General features: G+C 69.5%; 19 protein-coding genes. 9 read left to right on the top strand and 10 right to left on the bottom strand.

Going from position 1 to position 24,432, the window contains the following annotated elements; all coding sequences use genetic code 11:
• Positions 1 to 439: 439 nt before the first annotated feature.
• Positions 440 to 631, top strand: coding sequence for a hypothetical protein (locus tag STVA_RS21700; RefSeq protein WP_123692013.1), 192 nt, complete (start codon positions 440 to 442; stop codon positions 629 to 631).
• Positions 632 to 698: 67 nt separating this feature from the next.
• Here the strand turns inward: STVA_RS21700 and STVA_RS21695 are convergent, their stop codons facing one another.
• Positions 699 to 1,580 carry a hypothetical protein gene (locus STVA_RS21695; RefSeq protein ID WP_142235851.1) on the bottom strand — a complete coding sequence of 294 codons (882 nt, stop codon included), beginning with the start codon at positions 1,578 to 1,580 and terminating at the stop codon, positions 699 to 701.
• A 213-nt stretch (positions 1,581 to 1,793) separates the two neighbouring features.
• On the bottom strand, positions 1,794 to 3,044 hold the full coding sequence (locus tag STVA_RS21690; RefSeq protein WP_123692011.1) for a site-specific integrase: 1,251 nt from the start codon (positions 3,042 to 3,044) through the stop codon (positions 1,794 to 1,796).
• 425 nt (positions 3,045 to 3,469) lie between these two features.
• On the opposite strand from STVA_RS21690, the gene STVA_RS21685 reads away from it, so the two are divergent.
• Together STVA_RS21685 and STVA_RS21680 are read left to right on the top strand one after the other, a co-directional pair.
• Entirely contained in the window at positions 3,470 to 3,715 is a 246-nt protein-coding gene (locus STVA_RS21685) for a type II toxin-antitoxin system ParD family antitoxin (RefSeq protein WP_123692009.1), read from the top strand.
• Positions 3,702 to 4,022: a type II toxin-antitoxin system RelE/ParE family toxin gene (locus STVA_RS21680; RefSeq protein ID WP_123692007.1), complete on the top strand. Its 321-nt coding sequence runs from the start codon at positions 3,702 to 3,704 to the stop codon at positions 4,020 to 4,022. Before STVA_RS21685 ends, STVA_RS21680 begins: the two co-directional genes overlap by 14 nt.
• 11 nt (positions 4,023 to 4,033) lie before the next feature.
• Here STVA_RS21680 and STVA_RS21675 read toward each other — a convergent pair whose 3' ends face one another.
• Positions 4,034 to 5,122, bottom strand: a complete 1,089-nt coding sequence (locus STVA_RS21675) for an alpha/beta hydrolase (protein WP_245978440.1) — start codon at positions 5,120 to 5,122, stop codon at positions 4,034 to 4,036.
• A gap of 215 nt (positions 5,123 to 5,337) precedes the next feature.
• A complete protein-coding gene (locus STVA_RS21670) occupies positions 5,338 to 5,919 on the bottom strand; it encodes a TetR/AcrR family transcriptional regulator (protein WP_123692003.1) in 582 nt (193 codons plus the stop codon).
• A gap of 103 nt (positions 5,920 to 6,022) precedes the next feature.
• Between STVA_RS21670 and STVA_RS21665 the strand changes: the two genes are divergently transcribed.
• The 3 genes from STVA_RS21665 to STVA_RS21655 all read left to right on the top strand — a co-directional run bounded on the left by STVA_RS21665 (position 6,023) and on the right by STVA_RS21655 (position 9,064).
• Positions 6,023 to 7,213, top strand: coding sequence for an acetyl-CoA C-acyltransferase (locus STVA_RS21665; RefSeq protein WP_123692001.1), 1,191 nt, complete (start codon positions 6,023 to 6,025; stop codon positions 7,211 to 7,213).
• A gap of 85 nt (positions 7,214 to 7,298) precedes the next feature.
• Positions 7,299 to 8,546 (top strand): multidrug effflux MFS transporter, encoded by a 1,248-nt coding sequence (locus tag STVA_RS21660; RefSeq protein WP_123691999.1) that lies wholly within the window; start codon positions 7,299 to 7,301, stop codon positions 8,544 to 8,546.
• Between the two features lie 65 nt (positions 8,547 to 8,611).
• Entirely contained in the window at positions 8,612 to 9,064 is a 453-nt protein-coding gene (locus STVA_RS21655; protein WP_123691998.1) for a GNAT family N-acetyltransferase, read from the top strand.
• Between the two features lie 4 nt (positions 9,065 to 9,068).
• Here STVA_RS21655 and STVA_RS21650 read toward each other — a convergent pair whose 3' ends face one another.
• The 5 genes from STVA_RS21650 to STVA_RS21630 form a co-directional block, all read right to left on the bottom strand.
• Positions 9,069 to 9,473, bottom strand: coding sequence for a VOC family protein (locus STVA_RS21650; protein WP_123691995.1), 405 nt, complete (start codon positions 9,471 to 9,473; stop codon positions 9,069 to 9,071).
• 33 nt (positions 9,474 to 9,506) lie between these two features.
• Positions 9,507 to 10,235, bottom strand: a complete 729-nt coding sequence (locus tag STVA_RS21645; protein ID WP_123691993.1) for a hypothetical protein — start codon at positions 10,233 to 10,235, stop codon at positions 9,507 to 9,509.
• A 105-nt stretch (positions 10,236 to 10,340) separates the two neighbouring features.
• The gene (locus STVA_RS21640) at positions 10,341 to 11,660 is read right to left on the bottom strand and encodes a TRAP transporter large permease (protein WP_123691992.1); all 1,320 of its coding nucleotides are present in this window, start codon (positions 11,658 to 11,660) and stop codon (positions 10,341 to 10,343) included.
• The gene (locus STVA_RS21635) at positions 11,657 to 12,238 is read right to left on the bottom strand and encodes a TRAP transporter small permease subunit (RefSeq protein ID WP_123691989.1); all 582 of its coding nucleotides are present in this window, start codon (positions 12,236 to 12,238) and stop codon (positions 11,657 to 11,659) included. Before STVA_RS21635 ends, STVA_RS21640 begins: the two co-directional genes overlap by 4 nt.
• 109 nt (positions 12,239 to 12,347) lie before the next feature.
• Positions 12,348 to 13,475: a TRAP transporter substrate-binding protein gene (locus STVA_RS21630; protein WP_123691988.1), complete on the bottom strand. Its 1,128-nt coding sequence runs from the start codon at positions 13,473 to 13,475 to the stop codon at positions 12,348 to 12,350.
• A 145-nt stretch (positions 13,476 to 13,620) separates the two neighbouring features.
• Between STVA_RS21630 and STVA_RS21625 the strand changes: the two genes are divergently transcribed.
• A complete protein-coding gene (locus STVA_RS21625) occupies positions 13,621 to 14,922 on the top strand; it encodes an NAD(P)/FAD-dependent oxidoreductase (RefSeq protein ID WP_123691986.1) in 1,302 nt (433 codons plus the stop codon).
• A gap of 63 nt (positions 14,923 to 14,985) precedes the next feature.
• Here STVA_RS21625 and STVA_RS21620 read toward each other — a convergent pair whose 3' ends face one another.
• Positions 14,986 to 16,752 (bottom strand): L,D-transpeptidase family protein, encoded by a 1,767-nt coding sequence (locus tag STVA_RS21620; protein WP_170216571.1) that lies wholly within the window; start codon positions 16,750 to 16,752, stop codon positions 14,986 to 14,988.
• Between the two features lie 265 nt (positions 16,753 to 17,017).
• On the opposite strand from STVA_RS21620, the gene STVA_RS21615 reads away from it, so the two are divergent.
• Both STVA_RS21615 and pbpC read left to right on the top strand, forming a co-directional pair.
• Positions 17,018 to 22,273: an alpha-2-macroglobulin family protein gene (locus tag STVA_RS21615; RefSeq protein WP_170216570.1), complete on the top strand. Its 5,256-nt coding sequence runs from the start codon at positions 17,018 to 17,020 to the stop codon at positions 22,271 to 22,273.
• A 24-nt stretch (positions 22,274 to 22,297) separates the two neighbouring features.
• Positions 22,298 to 24,361, top strand: a complete 2,064-nt coding sequence (pbpC, locus tag STVA_RS21610) for a penicillin-binding protein 1C (protein ID WP_123691981.1) — start codon at positions 22,298 to 22,300, stop codon at positions 24,359 to 24,361.
• Positions 24,362 to 24,432 lie beyond the last annotated feature (71 nt).

The raw sequence follows: 24,432 nt of genomic DNA, 5'->3' as shown, positions 1-24,432 counted from the left end.
ATTTGAATCCGTGTCTTGCGTGCGCATATTCCGCACATCGACGCTTGCGGAACAAAGATACGGTCCGTATCGTTTGCGTCGTTAACCAGCGGCTGGCACAAGCCGCGTCACGCCTGTGGGGACCGATATGATGTGGACGAAGCCGCGGGGCGGCTCGAAGTCGTTCGTGCATCGTGCACGGATTGTTTCGTCGTTCGCACTGCTTGGTGCTGTGATCGCCGGCGCGTTGCTCGGCTGGCATGATAGCAATACCGATATAGCCCGCGCCCTGGGAGCTACGCTTGGCGGCGCGGTGGGGTTATTCCAGGTTCTGCACTCCGTCTGATTTCCGACGGTGGGCGACTTTTGGGGCGGCCTAGCCTCGAGATTCGACGGAAACTGGATTGACGTAGGGACCATTCTAGTCGCGATCGCCTATGTGGGATACCGGCGGCGGAAAATGACTGACCCGGCACCCTTGCTCAAGGCGGCCACGGGGGTCGAAATCGCCAAAGCGACGGCGCTTTTTCCATTGATCATACTCGCCGCTTCGGTCTGCTCCTCGTGGCTAACCCAGGAGCTGATGCAGGCCAACAAGATCACTCTTTCCATCGCTGGATTTGTAGCCCTCTTCGCCGTCTTAGACGATTGAAGCGCAACGCTAAACGCGACCTGTTCGATCTCTATCGAAGCGTCCAACCATCCGATATTGCAGCCGTCTACGAGTCTTTCTTAGAAAGGGCGGGACGTCTTCCGCGCAGCGTCAAGAGTTCGACCGACTTATCTAGTTCAGCTTGGTCTTTTAACGCTAAGCTCAACCGCTCCGAAAATTCTATGAGCACTCTTCGTACTGCTTGGGCGACTTCCAGACAATTTTCATCGGTTTCATTGTGCAGTCCAGCGCTAAGGGCTCCATGCAATACCAAGTATGGGTTCTGTCCGTTTATGAGAAGCCGGTCAGGAAGGGCGGACTTTATCTCAGAAATTGCTTGAGAAAACTGCGGCTGTAGTTTGATGTCGCGAATTTCGGCAATGGCGGATTCGTCTGCATTTAGTCGCTCTAAGGCGGAAATTAATCGGTCAAGGATTCGATCTTTTTGTGCCTCGACGACGCGCCGGTAATAGCTAAAAGCACCGACACCTAGACCTTGGGATTCGCACCTACGACCTTTAAGGAAGAGGTCTCTGTCAGGACCAATCATTTCCATTAAGCGCGAAGGAAGGCGGTCGCCAAATTGCGGTCGTTCCCCCAACTTCTCGACAAATCCATCAGTGGCAATATCGCTAATTTGTATCGACAAGGCGTACAATTTACCGGTTTTTTGGCAATTGGCACATGTAAAGCGTAAAAATAAGTATCGGCGCGAGCGAGCTTGAACATCGATTGTCGAGTCAGAATATCGAAAATTGCGCAAGCCTCCGCACGCTTCATTGTCGCAATGCAGAGAAATATCCTCTATGTTGAGGGAGTACTGTTTCTTTGCTGAAAGTACTGACCCAGTCTCAAGCGCCAACTGTGCAATTCGCTGCTCCACGCCTGGCGGCACTGACTCAAGAAACTGTTTCAGGGAGATAGGAGTTGCAGAGAGCGGAATCGGCATGGGGTCCATCGGGGTTGCGGCCTTCCGATTTTACACGATTTCGCTGCTAGACGGCCAAGCTTGATAGTCTCAGTTAAAGGGCTGGATAGCCTGCTTCTCTCCCTCTCATATGGCGATGGCGGACGCGGGCCGACCTATCGGCACTATTGGCACTATTGGCGCAGCCGCCTCTAGCGCCACAGCCCGCTTCAATACCCCGCCGCGCGGATGTGGTTACGGTTTTGCCCGCGCCCGCCGCGGCATCTGCACCACCTTCGCCCCTTCCTTCTCACCATCGAGGGCCGTTGCGATGCGGGCTGACACCCGTTCTGCAGCGATGACCAGGGCGCTATCCGGGACGTGGGCATAGCGGGCGGTCACGCCCGACACGGTGTGGCCGAGCAGGCCGGCGATGGTCAGCTCAGAGAAGCCCATCTCGGCAGCCGTGGCGGCGAAACTGTGCCGCAGGACGTGAACCGTCACGTCCGACAGCTTGGCCCGCCTGCATAGGCGATCCAGCACCTTCGGCAGGCCGATGAAATGGCCCTTGCCGCGGGCCGCCGGGAACGCCCAGCCGTTGCGGTGGCCGACCAGGTCAAGGGCGGCGAATGCCTTGCTGCCGATCGGGCGGATCTGTGCGCCGCTCTTCGTGTCCTTGAAGCGAATGCATCCGGCCTGGCGGTCGACGATCTCCATGGGCAGGGCCAATGCTTCCATGCGGCGGCAGCCGCTGAGGAGGAGGAAGCGGACGGCCGCGATGCCCGTATCGGTCTCGCCATCGGCCACGGCCGCGACCATGGCCTTGCCCAGCGCGGCCATCTCCTTCGTCGACAGGAACCGCTTTTGCTTCCCGTCCGCCGGCCGCTCGATCCCGCGGGCGACGTTCTCCTTCACGATCTTCCGCTTCCTGGCGAACTCCAGGATGGTGCCCAGCATGCCGACGGTGCGGGACGCGACCCCCTTGCCCCCGCTCGTCACGCCGCCGCGGCCGTCGCGCTTTGCTGCCGTCCGGCCGGCGATGACATCGGCCTGAAGCTTCGCCACGTCCTCGGAGGTCAGCGCCAGGACGGTATGTCGCCCGATGAGCGGCTTGACGTGGCGTTCAATGCGGCTGCGATCCATCGCCAGGGTCGACGCCTTGATGCGGGCTGCGGCGTCGGCCAGGTAGAGGTCGCATAGCTCCGTGACGGTGATCGAGCGGCGGACCTTGTGCCGTTCGGCTGAGGGGTCGGCACCCTTCGACGCCTCCGCCAGCTTCAGGCGGGCCTGGTGCCGCGCTTCCTCCGGCGTGAGGGTGCCGACCCGCCCCAGCACCAGCTTGCGCTGCCGGTTTTCGGCGGTGCGGTAGTAGACGAAGAATGAGGCGATACCGCTCGGCATCATGCGGACGCCGAAGCCCTTCAGCTCGGTGTCCCATATCGCCACTTCGCGGCCGGCGGGGTCCGGGGCCAGGGCGTCGACGATACGCTTGGTGATCTTCGGCATGGCTCTACCAAATTGCTTCCGCCGGAGCCGCGGAAGCAGGGCGGAAGCAGATGGAAGCAAACCGAGCCCAATCCTGTCAATCTCGCGCCATCACGAGAAAAGAATGATCGCAGGAAAATCAACGGATTAGGTATGGTGCGCCATCTCGGGAAAATTCGGGAAAGCCCCCGACCCCATTATTGCCAAGGTTGGGGTCGGGCGTTCGAATCGCCTCGCCCGCTCCAGTTTCTCCAAGTGTTTCACATGCTTGGATGACGACCTTATCGGTCGATCGCTTTCTGGTATGCGTCTGTCACCGAGGCGGCACATCCGGTAGTGATACAAGTCCCATGGCGGGCTGCAATCGGCCCGCATGTCGGCTGCTTTCAATGTTTTTTGACAGGGTTTGCCAACGGCCGATAAGCTCCACCGGGAGGAGATCAGCCATGGCAACGATGAATGTCTCCCTGCCGGATGCGATGAAGGCTTGGGTCGAAAGCCAGGCCGAGGGTGGTCGCTATGGCAATGCCAGCGACTATGTCCGAGACCTCATACGGCGAGATCAGGAGCGCAAGCAGGCCATCGCTGTCCTGCAAGCTGCAATCACCGAAGGCGTGCACAGCGGCGAACCCGTGACCTTCGACTCGGCTGTCTTTAAATCGCGGATGCGCGATCTTCATGGCCTCCGGTGACCGGGGAGAGTACCGGCTTTCTCCCAGGGCGCTCGCGGACCTTGACGAGATATGGCGGTACACCGCCGAGACATGGTCGATCGAGCAGGCGGACCGATATGTCGACGGCCTCGTCCACACGCTCGAGATGATCGCTACCATGCCGTCGCTTTCCCGACGGCTGGACGAGTTTGACCCGCCCGTTCGCGTTCACACCTATCAGCGCCACCTGATCGTTTACACGGCAGATTCGCACCCTGTGGTCGTCATCCGTCTGCTGGGTGGTCGGCAGGACTGGCTCTCGATTCTCCGAGCTGCGGAACTCTAAACCGCCTCCCGTCACTCCGGCGACAGCGCCCGTCCTGCCAGCACGAATGGGCTGGACAGGGCGGTGCCGACAGTGCGGAAAACGAAGGCGCCGGCCTGGCGCAAGCCCTGTCCGGGGGTGACGGCCCCCCTGGCCGCCAGCTTGGCATAGACCCCGGCGAAGACGACGTAGCGGTCGTGGTTGAAGCCGTCGGAGGCTTCCAGGTCGGAGATGTCGACGATGTTGAGGTTGGCGGCCCGGGCTGCCTCCTGCACCTCCGGGTCGGCCACGTCGATGCGGCCCAGCCGCTGGCGGGCGCCGGCCAGCCGGCTGGAGACAGAGAGCGCGCGGTCGTCGCGCGACACCAGCACGATCATTGGCGGCGTCAGCGGGCCGATCACCTTCATCTGGGTGCGGAACACCTCGACGTCGATGTCGGGTGAGGCGAGCGCCACCCGCAGGCGCCGCAGCACCGCGTCGTGCCCGGCCAGGCGCAACTGCCGCAGCGCCTCCACGGTGAGCCAGCCGCCCATGCTGTGGCCGACCAGCGTGATGCCGCCCTCCGGGCACAGCCGGGTCAGGCGCACCAGGAAATCCGCCAGGTAGTCGCGCGAGTACATGGCCGAGTCCTGGTCGGCGACATAGGCGAGCGCCGAGGCATCGGACGGCCAGGCGAACAGGATCGGGATGGTGCGCGGGTCGGTGTCGGCGGTGATCTGCACCAGCCGGAACAGCGCCTCCGGGAAGTTGGTGTTGTAGCCATGGACGAAGACGGCGGTGGTGGCGCCAGCCGCACCACAGCCGCGTCCGGCGAGTGCCGCCTCAAATGCAGCCTGGGTCAACACGCGGTCGCCGACCGGCGTGAATGCGGTCGCCGGGTCGGCGGGGGTGCCTGGCCACTCGATCCGGCCCGGGACATGGGATGGCGGGACGGAGATCGAATACTGGGCGTAGTTCAACGCGCCGGACCGGCGGTTGGTGAAGTCGTTGCGGTCGGGTGACTGGCGTTGCCGGGTGGTGGCGACGTAGACCGCCAGTGCCTTGGCGTCCGCCTTGGCGCCGGGTGACGCGGCCAGGATGTCCATGTCCGGTCGCGACGTGCAGCCGATCAGCAAGATCATCGCAAGCACGGGCAGTCCGCGCCGCAGCCACGCTGCGATGCCCTGCATGGTGGGCCGTCTGCCGCTGCTCGGCCGGGTCGGAAGCCCGTCAACCGGCCCTTCGCCGTGGACATCGCGCATCGTCAAGCAGGCTCCCCATGCGGTACGCGCCTGGCATACCCCATTCCGGCCTGCCGTCATGCGGCAGATTGGTGGTTGCGTCGGCCCCGTGTGGACTAGGCTCGGTCGGCCTGGGGCTCCAGGGCCGCCCGCGCGGCTGCCAATATCTCGTCCGACAACTCGCTATCGCCGGCTGCGCGTGCCAGCACCATGGCGCCGACCATCTGCGCCAGCACGGCCAGCGCGTGGCGGCGCCGCTCTGCCGGCGCGGCGGCGGGCAGCATGCCGGCCACGACGTCGGCCAGGCGGTCGATGCCGGAGGCGGCGGCGTCCCGCACCGGCCCGGGCTGGCGGGCGGATTCCGCGCCCAGCGCCGCCAGGACGCAGCCCCGCTCCGGCGCGTCGCGATGGATGGGCGACAGGTAGCGCTCCACGAAGGCAGAGAAGGCGCCGTCGCCGGCCTTCTCGCCCAGGCGTTGCCAGCGTGCCCGGCCCGCCTCCAGGGCGGCGGCGCTGGCCTGGGCCGCCAGGTCCTCCTTGGACGCGAAATGACCGTAGAAGCCGCCATGGGTCAGGCCGGCCGCCTTCATCACATCGGCGATGCCAATGCCGTCGAAGCCGTGCCGGCGGAACAGTTCGCCCGCCACCTCGACGATGCGGTCACGGTTCCGTGCCGCCTGTTCCTTCGTCACCCGCATGGCAGCCTTGCGCTTCCCGTCATGGAAATCTCCTTGACCTTTATATGACGGACGACATCTATGTCGCAATATTCATGATGATCGTCATGTAACGGAGCCCGCCATGCCCAGCCTCGACCCGGTCGTCATCGTCTCTGCCGTGCGCACGCCGCTCGGCCGCTTCCTGGGCGATCTGGCGCCGCTGGCGGCACCGGCGCTGGGTGCCCACGTCATCCGCGCGGCGCTGGAGCGGGCGACCCTGCCGGGCGACGCGGTGGACGAGGTGCTGATGGGCTGCGTGCTGCCGGCGGGGCAGGGGCAGGCGCCCGCCCGCCAGGCCGCCCGCGGCGCCGGCCTGCCCGATGCGGTCGGCGCCACCACGGTGAACAAGGTCTGCGGCTCGGGCATGAAGGCGGCGATGCTGGGCCACGACCTGCTGCTGGCCGGGTCGGCCGGCATCGTCGTGGCGGGCGGCATGGAATCGATGTCGAACGCCCCCTACCTGCTGGCCAAGGCGCGCGCGGGCTATCGCGTCGGCCATGACCGCGTCTTCGACCACATGATGCTGGACGGGCTGGAGGACGCCTACGAGCCCGGCCGGCCCATGGGCGACTTCGGCGAGGCGGCGGCTGCCGCCTACGGCTTCGGCCGCGACGTGCAGGATGCCTACGCCGTCGAGACGCTGATGCGGGCCCGGGCCGCCATCGCCGAGGGCGCCTTCGCGGCGGAGATCGCGCCGGTCGCCGTGCCGGCCAAGGGCGGCGCCCGCATCGTCGACACCGACGAACACCCGCTGAAGGTCCAGCCCGAGCGTATCGCCAGCCTGAAGCCAGCCTTCCGCGCCGACGGCACGATCACGGCGGCCAGCGCATCGGCCAACGCCGATGGTGCTGCCGCCCTGGTCCTGACCCGTCGCTCGGTCGCCCAGGCACGCGGCCTGCCGATCCTGGCGGAAATCCGCGGCCATGCCGCCCATTCCCAGGCGCCGGCCTGGTACACCACCGCGCCCATTCCGGCCATCGCCCGCCTGCTGGAGCGCACGGGCTGGACGGTGGACGATGTCGACCTGTTCGAGATCAACGAGGCCTTCGCCGTCGTGCCGATGGCGGCCGCCCGCGATCTCGGCATCGCCCGCGACCGCCTGAACGTCCATGGCGGCGCCTGCGCCCTGGGCCACCCGATCGGGGCCACCGGCGCGCGCCTCGTCGTCACGCTGCTGCACGCCCTGCAACGGCGCGGGCTGAAGCGCGGGGTGGCGGCACTCTGCATCGGCGGCGGCGAGGCGACGGCGATCGCGGTCGAGCGCCCGGACTGATCTAGCGGGCTGATCGACCGGGCGGACCATCCGTCCAGACCCGGCTTCCAACCCAGTCGAACACCGGCCCAGGAGGGCCGCCCCGATGACCGATACGACCCCCGATCGCATCCCGCTCGCCGCAGCGGCTCCGGTCGCCACCGCGCGCCTGCCGACCCCCGGCCTGCTGGCGGTGCTGGGCGGCCTGGCGGCGCTGGCCGCATTGTCCACCAACATCATCCTGCCGTCCTTTCCCGGCATCGCGGCCACGCTGGGCGTGGCGACGCCCCGGCTTGGGGTGACGCTCAGCGCCTTTTTCTTCGTCTTTGCCCTGGGTCAGCTCGTCGTCGGGCCGCTGTCCGACCGAATGGGTCGGCGCAACGTCGTACTGGGCGGCATGGTCGTGTTCCTGGCCGGTAGCCTGCTCTGCGCGGTGGCCGACGACCTCGGCACGCTGGTGGCCGGCCGGGTCGTGCAGGCGCTGGGCGTGTGCACGGCCTCGGTGCTGTCGCGCGCCATTGCCCGCGACCTCTTCGAGGGCGAGGCGCTGGCCCGCGTCCTGTCGTTGACCATGGTGGCGATGGCGGCCGCTCCCGGCTTCTCGCCCCTGCTGGGCAGCGCCCTCGACCAGTGGCTCGGCTGGCGTGCCGCCTTCGTGCTGGTGGGGCTGGCCGGCATCGTCGCGGGCCTGCTTTACGCCACCCAGGTCGGTGAGACGCACCCGCCGGCCCGCCGCCGGCCGATCGCGGTGCCGGCGATCCTGCGCGGCTATTTTGGGCTCGCCGGCGACCGCCGCTTCGTGCTGCCGGCGCTGGCGGTCGGCCTCGTGAGCGGCGGGCTCTACGGCATGTTCGCGGCCTCGCCCGCGATCCTGATGCAAGGCTACGGGCTGACGGCGACGCAGCTTGGCCTGTTCTTCGCGGCCAGCGTCTTCATGGTCTTCGGCGCCGGCCTGGCCGCCCCGCGGGTGGCCAGGCGTCTCGGCCTGTGCCGGGCAGCCGCACTCGGTGTGGCGATCGCGCTGCTGGGCGGCAGCCTGCTGGCGGCGCTGGGGGCGGCCGGACCGGTGGCCATGCCGGCCTATGTGCTGGCGATCGCCATCTTCCTCTTCGGCATGGGGTTGGCGAATCCGCTGTCGACGGCGATGGCCCTGCAGCCGTTCGGCAGCCAGGCCGGGCTGGCGTCGGCCCTGCTGGGCTTCCTGCAGATGGCGGGCGCCGGGCTGGGCGCCACGCTCGCCACCGGCCTCGCCGCCGACCCGCTGATCGGCCTCGGCATCGTCCTGGCAGGCTTCACGGCAATCGCGCTGCCGTTGTTCCTGGGGCTGCCGGGCTACCGTCCGCCACCCGGGTGACCGGCCGGGGTTGACCAGCCTGCCCCCGTCGCGGCAACAACCTCCGCAACGCGCCGGGAGGGGCAATGCAGCAGGTGAGCGAGGCCGGACTGGAAGACCGGGCGGCCTGGGAGGCGATGTGGCGGGCCAATTGCGCCCATCACGGGGCGGCCGCCATGACGGACGCCGTGATCGACGGATTGTGGCAGCGCATCCTCGACCCGGACTTCCCGATGCACGCGGCCATCGCCCGCGATGCGTCCGGCGCGGCGCTGGGCCTTGCCCACTACATCCTGCACCCGCACACCTTCACGCTGCGGCCGGTCTGCTACCTGGAAGACCTGTGGGTCGCGGCCGACGCCCGGGGACAGGGGATCGGCGGCGTCCTGATCGGCCACCTGGAGGCGCGCGGCCGGGCCGAGGGCTGGCGGCGGATCTACTGGGTAAGCGAGCCCGACAACGCCGCGGCGATCGCCCTCTACCAGCGGGTCGCCCGGCGGACGGACTATGTCCAGTTCCGCATCGACCTCGGCCGGTAGCCGCTCAGGGGTCCGAAAGCACCATCCAGGAGACGCCGAAGCGGTCGGCGACCATGCCGAAGGCCGGCGAGAAGAAGGTCCGGGCCATCGGCATCTGTACCTGACCGCCGTCGCCGAGGGCCGCGAACAGGCGCTGGGCCTCGGCCTCGTCTGCCACCGTCAGCGCCAGCGCAGAGCCCTGGAACTGCGGCTGGCCGCCGCATTGCCCGTCCGAGGCCATGATCGTCGTCTGGCCGACCTGGAAGCTGGCATGCATCACCTTGTCGCCGGCTCCGGGCGGTACCATGGCCGGCTCGGGGCTCTCCTTGAACCGCATGATGTACACGGAGTGGGCGCCGATCGCCGCCTTGTAGAAGTCGATCGCCTCATCGCAGCGGCCGTCGAAGAACAGGTATGCTTCCACCTTCATGGCAGGTCCTCTCCGTTGCCCGCCCGCGCGGCGCTAGCGCACCTGCGGCATCTCCCGGCGATGCTGGATCATGATGAACAGCATGGGCCGGCGCACGGCCGGGCCGGTGATGGTCGGCCGCCCGTGGAACGAGTTGGCGGTCTTCAGGAAAGCCAGGCAGCTATTGGGAATGTAGGGGAAACGCTCGACCTCGTCGAATTCCTCGAATTCGTGCTGCATGGTCTGCTCGGAGACGTAGCCGGCCTTCTTCGGCGCGTAGATCGAGGTGCCGAGGTCGGCCCGGGAATCATCCTCGGGCAGGTAGAAGAGCATCGTCAGCATCTTGCGCGGGTTGTCGGTGTGCGGCCGGATGGCGTAGCTCTCGCCGTCGATGTTGACCTCGATCCGGCTGATCAGGTCGAGCGGCTGCGACCCGAAGCGCGCCTGGATGCCGGGGGCGAAACGGCTGACCACCTGCGTTACGAACTCGCCGCTGCGCAGCCATTTGTAGACGGGTCGCCAGAAGGCCTGCCGGTCGGCGTCCATGGCGTCCAGGTGCGGCGGGTCGATCGGGAACTGCTTGCGGTGGGCGCCGTAGGGATTGCCGGACTGTATGCGGTCCGACGGCACCAGCGCCTCCTCCGGCGGCAGGTTCGCGCGCAGGGCGCGGTAGAACGGCTCGGGAAAGACGTCGCGGATGAAGGCGTGCGGGAACGGCTGGTTGACGGGATCGACGGCGGCCAGGCGCTTGGCGGTCAGCAACCGCACTTCATCCAACGTCATTCCTCGTACGCTCCCCGACGATCAGCCCCGTGGCCTCCAGGCAGAATGTCTAGAGACCGGAGGGGCTGACCGTCAATCCAGGCACGGCGGCGCAAGCGCTTGCCCCTAGCGGTAGAGATATTCCGGCAGCCACATGCCGATGCCGGGGAAGGTGTAGAACAGCGCCATCGCCACCAGGACCAGCCCCATGAAGGGCATGACTCCTCGGAATATCTGGTTGATCGAGACGTGCGCCGGCGCCACCCCCTTCAGGTAGAAGGGCGCCATGGCTACGGGAGGCGACAGGAACGAGGTCTGGATGTTGAGCGCGATCAGCAGGCCGAAGAACAGCGGGTCGATGTCGAAATGCTTCAGCAGCGGCAGGAAGATCGGCACGAAGATGATGATGATCTCGGTCCACTCCAGCGGCCAGCCGAGCACGAAGATGATGAGCTGGGTCAGCAAGAGGAAGGTGAGGGGCGTCAGGTCGAGGTCGAGCACGAACTTCTCGATCACCGCCTGCCCGCCGAGATACGCGAAGATCGACGAGAAGATGAAGGACCCGACGAAGAGCCAGCACACCATGGCCGAGGTGCGCGCCGTCAGGAACACCGACTCCTTCAGCTTGCGGAAATCGAGCGAGCGGTAGACCGCGGCCAGGAAGACGCTGCCCAGCGCACCGATGGCGGCCGCCTCCGATGGCGTGGCCAAGCCGAACAGGATGGCGCCCAGCACCGAGGCGATCAGGAATGCCAACGGCACGAACGAGGTGGCCAACCCGCCCAGCACGGTCCCGAGGGGTACGTTGCGCTCGGCCTTGGGCAGGGGCGGTGCCAGCGATGGATTCAGCCACGCCCGGATCATGACGTAGGCGATATAGAGCCCGGCCAGCATCAGGCCGGGAAAGAAGGCGCCGGCATAGAGCTTCACGACCGAGACGCCGGCCGTGGCGCCATAGAGAATGAGCATGACGCTGGGCGGTATCAGGATGCCGAGGCACCCGCCCGCGCAGATCACGCCGGCCGCCAGCCGCTCGTCGTAGCCGTAGCGCAGCATGGCGGGGAAGGCGAGCAGGCCCATTAGCGTCACCACCGCGCCGACGATGCCGGTTGCCGTCGCGAACAGGGCGCAGGTGACGAGCGTGGCCACGGCCAGCGCGCCCGGCAGCCCGCTGGCGGCCAGCAGCAGAGACTTGAACAACCGGTCGAGGATGTTCGCCCGCTCGATGATGTAGCCCATGAAGACGAAGAGCGGGACCGAGATGAGGACGTCGTTGGCCATCACCGAATAGGTGCGCTGGACCACGAGCTGGAAGACGGTGTCGCCCATGGCCATGTAGCCGAAGCCCACCCCCAGCGCCATCAGCGTGAAGGCGATGGGGAAGCCCAGCATGATGGCGACGACGAACAGCGCCAGCATGAAGACGCCGAGCTGGGGGTCGGTCATGCCACTTCCCCGCGCTCGTGGGCCTTCTGTTCGAGGATGACCTTCTCCAGCTCCTCCACGTCGTGGAGCCGCTGCGGCCATTGACCGGTGCGCAGGCAGATGACGCAGCGCGCCGCCTCGGCCAGGCCCTGCAGCAGCATCAGCACGCCGGTGATCGGGATCAGCGTCTTGAAATGATAGAGGGGCGGGCCGTTCGGGCTGTTCGAGCTGTGCTCGTTGAACATCCACGACATCTTCGCGAAGCCGAAGCCGGCATAGATCAGCGCCAGGATGCCGGGGAAGAAGAAGAGGACATAGAGGACGAGGTCGAGCCCGGCCTGGGTGCGGGGCGACCACTGTCGATAGAGGAAGTCGCCGCGGACATGGCCGTTGCGCGACAGGGTGTAGGCGCCCGCCATCATGAACAGCGTGCCGTACAGCATGTAGCTGACGTCGAAAGCCCAGTCGGTCGGCGTCTTCAGGACGTAGCGGGAGAAGACCTCCCAGACGATGGCCAGCGTCAGGACGACGATGGACCAGGCGAACGCCTTGCCGACCCAGGTGCTGAGTGCGTCGATCGCGAACAGGATGCGGTTCATGCGGGTGGCGTCGCCCCCATGGTCACGGGGAATGTCCAGGGTGCCCGACCGGGCCGGGCAAGAAACGGCCGCCGCCCGGGCTTCCGGGGCGGCGGCCGTCGCGGTCGGATCAGCCGAAGAAGTGCTTGTAGGCCATGTCGCCCGACACGTTGTTGGCCCGCTCATAGGCCAGCGTCCGCTTCGCCCACTCCTTCTGCGAGGCGATCACCTTGGCGAAGAAGGCCTCCTTGGACTGGGCCTCGATCACCTTGTCCCACGCCTTGAGCTGGGCATCGAGGACCGAGTCCGGCGTCTTGACGACGTTGACGCCCTTCTTCTTCAGCTCCTCCAGGTCCTTGGAGTAGCGATCGAGCGCCTTCCAGATCATGTCCGAGGAGGCCGCTTCCGAGGCGTACTTGATGATCGCCCGCAGCTCGGCCGGCAGCGCGTCGTACTTGCGCTTGTTGAAGATGATCTCGAAGCTCTCCGCCGACTGGTGGTAGCTCTGCACCATGTAGAACTTCGACACGTCGGCGAAGCCGAGCAGGAAGTCGGACGACGGGTTGTTGAACTCGGCCGCGTCGAGCAGGCCGCGGTCCATGGCGGGCACGATCTCGCCGCCGGCCAGGATGGTGACGGCCGCCCCCATCTCCTTGAACAGGTCGGCCGACAGCCCGACCGTGCGGTACTTGAGGTTCTTCAGGTCGTCGGCGCTCTTGATTTCCTTCTTGAACCAGCCGAGCGGCTGGGTCGGCATCGGCGCCGACAGGAAGCCCACGATGTTCAGCTTCAGGATATCGTTGACCAGCTCGTTGTAGAGCTTCTCGCCGCCGCCATAGTGGAACCAGCCGAGGAAGTTGGTGGCGTTCCAGCCGAGTGCCGGCGGCGTGCCGAACAGCGAGAACGCCTTGTGCTTGCCGTACCAGTAGGCGCAGACGCCATGCCCGCCATCGAGGATGCCGGCATTGACCGCGTCCTGCATCTGGAAGGCCGGCACGACGGCGCCCGCCGCCAGCACGTCCAGCTTGAGCCGGCCGCCCGCCATCTCGTTGACGCGGCGCGCGAAGTCGACCGCGAACTCGTGGAAGATGTCCTTCGTCGGCCAGGTGCTCTGGAACTTCCAGCTCACCGTCTGGGCGCGCGAGACACTGGGGGCTGCCAGGCTGGCGCCGGCTGCCACGCCGGCAAGCGCCATGCCTTTGAGGACGCGGCGGCGTCCCGCGCCGACGGGGGTGCCCGTCTGCTGCTTGGTCGTCATTGGCCTATTCCACTCCCGATAGCAATTGGCGCCGGCTTCATGCCGACTTAATCCACAAGCTACCCTGGTTGTGGAGCAGGTGTCATCACCCTTCCCGAGATCGAGCGGGCTTGCGTGCCGCCGACCGGCTTGGCAGGAATGGGGCATGACCGAGCCCCAATATGTCGACAGCTTCTATGCCCGGACCCGCGCCGACGACCGGCGCTGGCCTGCGCTTATCGGCGATGCCGAGGCCGACACCTGCATCGTCGGCGGCGGCCTGGCCGGCCTCAACCTGGCGCTGGAACTGGCCGAGCGCGGCCGCCGCGTCGTGCTGCTGGAAGCCCAGCGCGTCGGCTGGGGCGCGTCTGGCCGCAACGGCGGCTTCGTCGGCGCCGGCTATTCGCTGGGCGCCAAGCGCCTGATCGAGCGCGTCGGGCCGGCCGATGCCCGCCGGCTCTACGGCCTGACGCTGGAGGCGGTGCAGACGATCCACCGGCGCATTGCCCGTTTCGGGATCGAATGCGGCCCGGTCGTGCCCGGCATCCTGAAGGCGGGTCTGGCCGAGGAGGGGCCGGGGCTGGAGCGCGACATCGACTTCATGGCCGAGCGCTTCGGCGTCACCACGCTGGAGCACTGGTCGGCCGAACGGCTGCGCGCGGCGTTGGCGACGGACCGCTACAGCGACGCCGTCCTGCTGAAGGGCTCGGTCCATCTCCACTCGCTGAACTATGCCCGCGGCATCGCCGCCGCCGCCGCTGCCGCCGGGGCCGTGATCCACGAGGCCTCGCCCGCCACCGGCCACAGCCTGGACGGCGCGGTGAAGGAGGTACGGACGGCGGCCGGCCGGGTGCGGGCGCGCGAGGTGGTGTTCGCCTGCGGCGGCTATGTCGGCATGCTGCACACGCGCCTGTCGATGGCGACCGTGCCGGTCGCGACCTACGTCATGCTGACGGAGCCGCTGGGCGACCGCCTGGCGTCCGTCATCGGCGTGCCGCACGGCGTCTCGGACACGCGCTTCTGCAACGACTATTACCGGCCGCTGGCCGACACCCGCATCCTCTGGGGCGGCCGGGTCAGCACCTTCCACCCCCCGGCCGAACGGATCGCGGCGGCCCTGCATCGCGACATGCTGGCGGTCTATCCGCAACTGGCCGACGTGAAGGTGGAGGTCGCCTGGGGTGGCACCATGGGCTACCCCAAGCACAAGATGCCGCTGATCGGCAGCCTGTCGCCCGGCGTCTGGTACTGCATGGGGTTCGGCGGGCACGGCATGTCGGCGACGACGGCCGGGGCCGCGGTCGTCGCCCGGGCGATCGCCGACGGCGGCGACGAGTACCGGCTGTTCCAGCCCTTCGGCCTGGCCTTCACCGGCGGCCCGTTCGCCCGGCCCGCCGCCCAGACCATCTATTGGGGCCACAAGCTGCGCGACGGCTGGCGCGCCCGCCAGCGGCCCAAGGCAGCGTAGAAGCGGAAACGAGAAGGGGCCGCGCCGGCTGCCCGGCGCGGCCCCCTTGGCAGAACCTTCCGGTCAGTCGCGGGCCGAGGCCGTCCGCATCCGCTCCGGCGAGGGCGGCGCCGGCAGGGCGCGGCGGGCCTGGATCATCTGCACCACGCGGTCGTCCTGGCTGTAGATATCGTCGTGGAAAGTGAGCTTCCCGTCATCCTCCACCCACGCGGTCAGGTAGGCGATGTGCACGTTCATGCTGTCGCGCAGCGGCACGGCGCGCGTGCCGCGCTGGGCGAAGGCGCCGTCGATCTGGTCCTGCGACCAGCCGGCCCCCTCGGTCAGCAGCAGGTTGGCGAACAGGTCGGGCTTCTCCAGCCGGATGCAGCCAGAGCTGTAGGCCCGTGCCGTGCGCTGGAACAGGCTGCGCTTGGGCGTGTCGTGCAGATAGATGGCCTCGTCGTTCGGCAGCATCATCTTGACCTTGCCGAGCGAGTTGCCCGCACCCGGGTCCTGGCGGAAGCGGAACGGCATGTTGCGGCCGCCATGCTGCTCCCAGTCGATCTCGGCCGAATTGATCTGGCGCACGCGCCCGTCGACCACGGCGAGCACGCGGATATTGTGCTCCTCCAGGTAGTTCGGGTTGCGACGGATCGCCGGCAGGATGTCCTCGGCCGCCAGGCGCGCGGGCACCGACCAGGTCGGGTTGATCTCGACCGTCGCCAGGCGCGACGAGAAGGTCGGGGTCTGGCGGGCGCGGGTGCCGACCACGACCTTCATCTGCATCGACGCGCGGTCCCCTTCCATCACCGACATGGTGTAGGCGGGGACGTTCACCAGGACATGGCGGGCGCCGAGGTCGCGCGGCATCCGACGCCACCGCTCCAGCGTCGCGTCGATCTGCACCAGCCGGTCGGCCGGCCCGGCATTCATGGCAGCCAGGACGGCGCGGCCGACGCTGCCGTCGGGCTGCAGCCGGTTGGCGGCCTGGAACTGCATCACGGCCTGGCGCAGCTTCGGGTCGTAGTGGTTGGCATCGCCGGTGGTGGCGACGTCGTGGCCCATGGCGGCCATGCGGGCGCGGATCGCGGGCACCCGCGGGTCGTTGTAGCCGGCGCGGATCGTGGCACCGGCCGGGATCTTCGGGCTGGCGGCCTGCTGGGCGACCCGCTCCTTGTAGACGCGGCGCGCGGCCAGCAGGCGCTGGTACTGGCTGTGGGCGGGCGACAGCGTCGCCACGAGCTGGCGCATGTCGCCCGTGTCGATCAGGCGCGCCAGCTCGCGCGGGTCGAGCTGGTCCTGGGCCAGCACAAACACGGGATGGCGCGGCGCGCCGTCCTCGCGCTCGACGCCCAGCAGCCAGCCGGCATAGCGCATCAGCGCGCCGGTCAGGGCCAGCTCGAGCTGCGGCCGGGCGGCGGGATCGGCCCGCTCCACCATCGCCTGGAGGGCCGGGACGCCCAGCGCGTCGGGCGACAGCCCATGCTCTTCGGATTGGGCCAGGGTCGCCATCAATGCGCGGCCGCGATCGGTCAGCCCGCCCTCGCCCGTCCAGCGCGGCTCGAAGTCGGCCGCGGCGTAGAATTCCCGCAGCTGGCCCACCTGGCGGCCGGGCCAGGCCGACAGGGCGGTAGACTGCTCGCCCACGAAATCCGCCAGCCAGCTCGGCATCGCCGGCCGCTCGCGCACGGAAGGCGGCGGCACGGTCGGCTGGGCCGCCGACGCCGCATGGGTGAATACGGGGCCGGCGAGGACGGCGGCCAGGGCCAGCGCCCCCAGCATGCGCAGGGCTTGGCTCGGCGATTTCGGGGGGAAGCGGGTCCCCGCATCGTGGCAGGTTCGATGGATCATGACCGGTCTCGCATTCGGGGGGCGGATGGAGCTTGGGAATTGAGTTAGCACGCGAGGGGACCAGGGGTAAGGTCGCGGCGGCCGATTGACCGCGAAATGTAGTCGCGTGTGGCTTCCCGGCGGTTCATCGCCCTGTGGACAACGGGGATAGCGGGGACAAGCCGGCGGCGAACGCCATGAAAACGCCACGGCGCGTGAACGTTCCCCGGTTATAATCCGACGCATAGCCTGTAGTTCTCACGGCCGGATGATGGGAGTTCGCGCAATGGTCGGTACGAAGCGCCTTTTCGCCATCCTCGCGCTACTGACGCTGTCCGTTTCGCTGGGCTTCGCCACTCCGGCCGCAGCACAGGCGGTTTCGGCGCCAGCACCGGCCCCGGTCGCGGCCCTGCCGCCCGTCGTCGAGTCGCCAGATCTGGTGCAGGCGGCCGACCGCTACGTGAAGGTGCTGCAGGCCCGCACCGGCGCCGGCAAGCCCGACAATGCTGCCGCCCTGGCCGCCCGCCAGCGCGGCGACGAGCATGCCAAGGCCAAGCGCTGGGCCCAGGCGGTGGCCGAGTACGAGACCGCAATCGTCCGCGGCCTCGACGACCATCGCACCTGGGTCGAACTGGCGCGCGCGCTGGAGCAGACGCGCAACGACCGCGCCTCGGCCGCCGCCCATGTCGCGCTGGGCAAGGCGCGCACCCCGGTCGACCGCGCCAACGCACTCTATATCGTCGCCCGCCAGTTCGACCGGGCCACGCGCCAGCGCGACGCGCTGGCCGTCTTCGACGCCGCCATTGCGCTGGCCCCCGTCGAGGCGGCGGTAAAGCGGCGCGACGAGTTGAAGCGGATCGTCGCCTTCCGTGTCGTCGGCGTGAACGTCGCGGCCGAGAGCGAGCAGCCGCGGATCTGCGTGCGCTTCAACTACGAGCTGACCAAGGCCAAGGGCTTCGCCTTCAATGACTATGTGCGGACCGAGCCCGCGATCCGCGGCGACGTGTCCGGCCGCGGCAACAATCTGTGCGTCGACGGCGTCGCCCATGGGCAGGTCTATGTGCTGACCGTCCGCCAGGGCCTGCCGGCCGAGACCGGCGACCGGCTGGAGGAGAGCCAGCAGGTGCGCGCGATCGTGCGCGACCGCGAGCCGTCGGTCGCCTTCCGCGGGCCGGCCTATGTCCTGCCCCAGGAAGGCAGCCGCGGCGTGCCGCTGACGGCGGTCAACTCGGCCCGCGTCCGCCTCCAGCTCCTGCGCATCAACGACCGCGCGCTGGTCGAGCAGGTGGCGCGCGACGGCTTCTCCAATTCGCTGAGCCAGTCGGAGGTTGACGAGATCGCCGAGCAGACCGGCAGCCGCGTCTGGTCGGGCGAGATGGACCTGCCGGCGGCCGAGCGCAACCGGCCGCGCAACGCCCTGGTGCCGATCGGCGAGATCGTGCGCGAGCGCAAGCCCGGCCTCTACCTGATGGTGGCCGACCCGGTCGAGGCGCAGCGCGGCGACTATGTCGAGAAGGCCGCCCAGTGGGTGCTCGTCTCCGACATCGGCATCACCAGCCTGACGGGCGAGGACGGGCTGACGGTGGTGGCCCGCCATCTGGGCTCGGCCCTGCCGGCGGCGGGCGTTGAGACGCGCCTCTTCGCGCGCAACAATTCCGAGCTGGGCCGCGTGGCGACCGACGACCAGGGCATCGCGCGCTTCCCCGCCCCCGCATTGCGCGGTCGTGGTGGCGACAGCCCGGCCGTGGTCATGCTCTATGGCAGGGACGGGGACTTCAATTTCCTCAGCCTCGTCCGCCCGGCTTTCGACCTGTCGGACCGCGGCGTGTCGGGCCGGCCGGTGCCGGGCCCGCTCGATGCCTTTCTCTATGGCGACCGCGGCGTCTATCGCCCGGGCGAGACCGCGCACCTGATGGCGCTTCTGCGCAACGATCGCGGCATTGCCGAGACCGGGCTGCCGCTCACCTTCCGGGTGGCGCGGCCGGACGGCGTCGAGGTGGTGAAGACGACGCTGCAGTCGACCGCCACCGGCGGCTACTACTTGGCCGTGCCGATCGCCGATCGCGCGCGCACCGGCAAGTGGTCGGTACAGGTCTTCGTCGACCCCAAGGGCAAGGCGGTCGGCCAGATGGAGTTCTCGGTCGAGGACATCGCCCCGCCCACCATCGAGGTCGCGATCGAGGCGGCCGGCGACCAGGCCAAGCCGGGCGTGCCCCTGCCGGTGACCATGACCGGCAACTTCTTCTACGGGGCGCCCGCCGTGGGTGCCGGCGCGGAGGCCGAGGTGGTCGTGACGGCCGCGGCCGACCCCTATCCGATGCACAAGGGCTTCCGCTTCGGCCCCGTCGAGGGCGAGGTCGAGCCGCAGCGGATCGAGATCGAGGCCGCCGCCGCCGACGCCCAGGGCAAGACCCGCTTCGAGGTGAAGCTGGAGACCCTGCCCGAGACGACCCGGCCCCTCGACCTCGTCATCCGTGGCTCGATGTTCGAGCCGGGTGGCCGCCCGGTCACCCGCCGGCTGACCCTGCCGATCGCCGCGCGGACCTTCGACATCGGCATCCGCGCGCGCGCCGGCGAAACGGCCGTGGCCGAGGGCCAGCCGGCCGCCTTCGACATCATCGCCGTCGACCGCCAGGGCCGGCCGGTCGCCGCCCCCGGCCTGAAGTTCGAGCTCGTGAGCGAGCAGTGGAACTGGCAGTGGTACAACCAGTATGGCGACTGGAAGTATCGCGCCGTCATCCAGGACCGCCGGCAGGAGACCGGCACGCTGGCCGTCGCCGCGACCATGCCCGCCACCTTCGAGCGCAACCTCGGGGCCGGCCGCTGGCGCCTGGACGTCATGGACGAGAAGACGGGCGCCCAGACCAGCCTGCGCTTCCGCGTCGGCTGGTGGGTCGGCGCCGAATCGCCCGAGGTGCCCGACCGGCTGGAAGTGACGCTCGACAAGCCGCGCTACCGGCCGGGCGACACGGCGCGGCTCTTCCTGAAGGGGCCCTTCGCGGGCGAGGCGATCGTGTCGGTCGTCTCCAACCGCGTCCATCAGGTCCGCGCCGTGCACCTGCCGGGCGTCGGCAACACGATCGACCTGCCGGTCGACGAATCCTGGGGGGCCGGCGTCTATGTCCTGGCGACGGGCCTGCGCCCGGCCGGGGCGGCCGACGCCATGGGGCCGGGCCGGGCCGTCGGTGTCGCCTGGATGCCGATCGAGCGCAGCGAGAGCGCGCTCACCGTGCAGATCGAGGCGCCCGAAGTCGTGCGCCCGCGCGGGCCGGCCACGGTGCAATTGCGGGTCGGCGGCACGCGCGAGGCCAAGGCGCACGTGACCCTGGCCGCCGTCGACGAGGGCGTGCTGCGCCTGACCGACTTCGCCACCCCGGCGCCCGACCGCCACTTCTTCGGCCGGCGGCGCCTGGGCGTCGATATGCGCGACCTCTATGGCCGCCTGCTCGACGGTCGGACGGGCGAGGTCGGCCGCCTGCGCTCGGGCGGCGACGACAGCGCCGAGCGCAACCTGGGCGGCTTGCCCAAGAAGAACATCCGCATCACCGCCCTCTTCTCGGGCATCGTCGACCTCGATGCCGAGGGCAAGGCCACCGTCGCGCTGGACGTGCCCGATTTCCAGGGCCGGCTGCGCCTGATGGCGGTCGCCTGGAGTGCGACCGCGGTGGGCGCCGGCGAAGGGGCGATGACGGTGCGCGACCCGGTCGCCAGCCTGGTCGCGACCCCGCGATTCCTCGCCCCCGGCGACGCGGCCCAGGTCACCGTCTCGCTCGACAATGTCGATGGCGAGGCGGGCGAGTACGTCCTGCGCCTGGCGGGCGAGGGGGCGGTCGGCATCGAGGCGCCGGCCGAGATCAAGGTGGCGCTGGCTCCCGGCAAGCGGTTCGAGCAGAGCTATCCGCTATCCGGCACCCGTATCGGCGACGGGCGGGTGCTGATGGCGCTGTCGGGGCCGCAGGGCTTCGCGGTCGAGCGCGCCTGGGACCTGTCGGTGCGGCCGTCGCAACCCTACGAGGCCCGGCGCATCGTCGGCCGGATCGAGCCTGGCCAGAGCCTGGCGCTGGGCGTCGACTTGGTGGCCGACCTGCTGCCCGGCACGGCCGAGGTCTTCCTCAACCTCAGCCCGCGGCCGAGCTGGGACGTGGCCGGCCTGATCCGCGAACTCGACCGCTACCCCTATGGCTGCGTCGAGCAGACGACCAGCGTCGCCATGCCGCTGCTCTACCTGGCCGACGTCGCCCGCGAGTGGCAGCTGCCCGGCAAGCGGGTCGATGCCAAGGAACGGATCGACACCGCGCTGCGCCGGCTGGCCGACATGCAGCAGTCGGACGGCGCCTTCGGCCTGTGGGGCGCCTTCAGCGAGGCCGATCCGTGGCTGACCGCCTATGTCGTCGACTTCTTCGCCCGCGCCCGCGACCAGGGCCACCTGGTGCCGGACCCGGCGCTGAAGAACGCGGTCGACTACCTGGCGGCTGTCGTCCGCCGGTCGCCGTCCGGGCCGGCCGACCTGGCGACCCACGCCTATGCCTATTATGCCCTGGCCCGCGCGCGGGCCGGCGACCTGGGCGGCGTGCGCTACTTCCACGACGTCCAGCTCCAGCGGCTGCCGACAGCACTTGCCATGGCCCAGGTCGGGGCCGCACTCGCCCTCTATGGCGACGGGCCGCGGGCGGCGGCTGCCTTTGCGGCCGCTACCGCGGCCCCCTCGCCGGTGGCGCTCGTCAGCAACCAGAACTATGGCAGCGAGCTGCGCGACCGGGCCGGCGTCCTGGCGCTTGCCGCAGAAGCGGGCGTGCCGATCCAGCGGGCGGCGGCCTTTGCCGAGGACATCGCCCAGCGCTTCTCGCGCCGGCGCTACACCTCGACGCAGGAGAAGTCGTGGCTGCTGTTGGCGGCCCATGCGCTGGCCCGCTCGGGCGGGCCGATGACGGTGGCCGTCGATGACGGGCCGGCGCGCGTCAGCAACCGGACGCTGAGCCTGCGGCCGCGGATCGAGGCGGCGGCCGACCGCATGACGGTCGCCAACCGCGGCGAGGACCCGGTGTGGCGCTCGATCTCGGTCAGCGGCGTGCCGCGCGACCCACGCCCGGCCGAGAATCACGGCTTCGTCCTGGAGCGCAAGTTCCACCTGGCCGACGGCAAGCCGGCCGACCTGGCGAAGGTGCGGCAGAACGACCTGATCGTCGTCGTCGTCACCGGCGAATGGGCCGAGACCGAGGCGGAAGGGGCCGACGCCCTGCTGGTCGACCTGATCCCGGCCGGCTTCGAGCTGGAGAATGCGCGCCTGGCCGGCGGGCGCGGGGCCAAGGACTTCGCCTGGTTGCCCGAACTGACCGAGGCCAGCCACACCGAGCTGCGCGACGATCGCTTCGTCGCCGGCTTGAAGCTGACCAAGGGCGATGCCGCCTTCACCCAGGCCTACCTGATGCGGGCGGTGACACCCGGCCGCTACGTCGTCCCCGGCAGCTATATCGAGGACATGTACCGGCCGGAACGGCTGGCGCGGACGGCGGCCGGCACGGCGGTGATCGCCCGCCGCTAGCCGCGCGCGGGGCGGAGGCGGGGAATGGGCCGGCGGTGGCGCCGGCTGGCCGGCGCCGCGGTGGCGCTGGCCGCAGGCCTGGCGGGGCTGGTGGCGGCCGACCGGTTGCTGCCGCCGCCGCTCGACCGCGAGCGCCAGGTATCCCGCATGGTGCTGGCGCGCGACGGCGAGATGCTGCGCGCCTTCACCACGCCGGATGGTAGCTGGCGGCTGCCGGCGATGCCGACCGACGTCGATCCGCTCTTCCTCGAGATGCTGCTGGCCTATGAGGACCAGCGCTTCCGCGGCCATCCCGGCGTCGACCCGCTGGCGGTGGTCCGTGCCGCCTGGCAGTGGGTGGCGGCGGGCGAGGTGGTGTCCGGCGCCTCCACCCTGACGATGCAGGCGGCCCGCCTGCTGGAGCCGCGGCCGCGCACGCTGCGGGCCAAGGCGGCCGAGGCCCTGCGCGCGCTGCAACTGGAGCGTCGGCTCGACAAGGACGGCATCCTTGGTCTCTACCTGACGCTGGCGCCCTATGGCGGCAATGTCGAAGGGGTGCGGGCGGCCGCCCGCATCTATCTCGGCAAGGAGCCGACGGCGCTTCGCCCGGCCGAGGCGGCATTGCTGGTGGCCCTGCCGCAATCGCCGACGCGGCTCCGCCCCGACCGCTTCCCGGAGGCCGCGCGCGCCGCCCGCGACAAGGTGCTGGCGCGCATGGTGGAGCGCGGCGTGCTCGATGCGGCGGCCGCTGCCGAGGCGCTGGAGGAGCCGGTGCCCGACCGCCGCTTCGCCATGCCGTTTGCCGCCCCGCACCTGGCGGTGGCACTGGCCGGCGAGGCGGCGGCACCGCGCGTCATCGACACCACGATCGACCTCCGATTGCAGCGGGAGGTCGAGGCGCTGGCGGTGCGCGAGGCGGCCCGGTTCGATGCCAGCCAGTCGATGGCGGCCATCGTCGTCGACAACCGCACCCGCGCGGTGGTCGCCCATGTCGGCTCGCCCGACCTCTTCGCGCCCGCCCGCGACGGCGCGGTCGACATGACCCGGCGCGTGCGCTCGCCCGGCTCCACCCTGAAGCCCTTCATCTATGCCCTGGCGTTCGACGAGCTGAAGCTGACGCCGGAGACGCTGATCGACGACCGGCCGACCAATTTCGGCGGCTATGCGCCCAGCAACTTCGACCATGGCTTCCGCGGCCGGGTGAGCGCGCGCGAGGCGCTCCAGCTTTCGCTGAACGTGCCGGCCGTGGCCGTGCTCGACCGGCTGGGGGCGGAACGCTTCGCCGGCCGGCTGGCCGGGCTGGGCGTGCGGCTGCGCACGCGCGACCCCCACGCGGTGCCGTCGCTGCCCCTGGCGCTGGGTGGGGTCGGCGTAACGCTGACCGAACTGGCCGGGCTCTATGCCGCGCTGGCCGGGGACGGCAGCTACGTGCCGCCCTATGTCCGCCCGGGCGAGCGGTTGCCGCCGGTGCCTTTCGTCGGCGCCCAGGCCGCCTGGTCCGTGACCCGCATCCTGGAGGAGGCGCCGCCGCCGCCCGGCGTGGCGCCGGCGGCGATCGGCCAGGGCCGGCTGGTGGCGATCAAGACCGGCACATCCTACGGCTATCGCGATGCCTGGGCCTTCGGCTGGGATGCCGGCTACACGGTCGGTGTGTGGACCGGCCGGCCCGACGGCACCCCGCTGCCCGGCCGCTGGGGGCTGGCGACCGCGGCCCCGGTGCTGATGAAGATATTCGACCTGTTGCCGCCGCCGCCGATGGCGCCGCCTCGCGCGGTGGCCAGCGCCACCGCCGACAACCCGGCGTCGGCGGTGGCGGGCATCCGCAGCATCGGATCGGGCCGGGTAGGACCGGCCGGCCCCGCGCCGCCGGTGATCTCGTTCCCGCCCGATGGCGCGGTGCTGCCCTGGCGGGTCGGCAACGGCGTGCCGCTGGTGGTGGAAGGCGGGCGCCCCCCCTTGCGCTGGCTGGTCGACGGCCGCCCGCTGGCGGCCCGCGACATCGGCCCGCGGCGCCCGGCCGAATGGCTGCCGGACGGCCGCGGCTTCGCGCGGCTGACCGTGCTCGACGCGGACGGTCGCGGCGCGACCGCCACGGTGCGCGTCGAATAGCCTCGGGATGTGGTGAGGTGCGACCCCCTCGCGACTTGCCTGTTCTCGGACTTGCCCGGCGCGGGCACAAG

The sequence above is a fragment of the Stella humosa genome (assembly GCF_006738645.1).
GTDB lineage: Bacteria > Pseudomonadota > Alphaproteobacteria > ATCC43930 > Allostellaceae > Allostella > Allostella humosa.
Note: the sequence above shows the minus strand (reverse complement) of the source record. Positions and strands in the feature narration are given on the sequence as shown.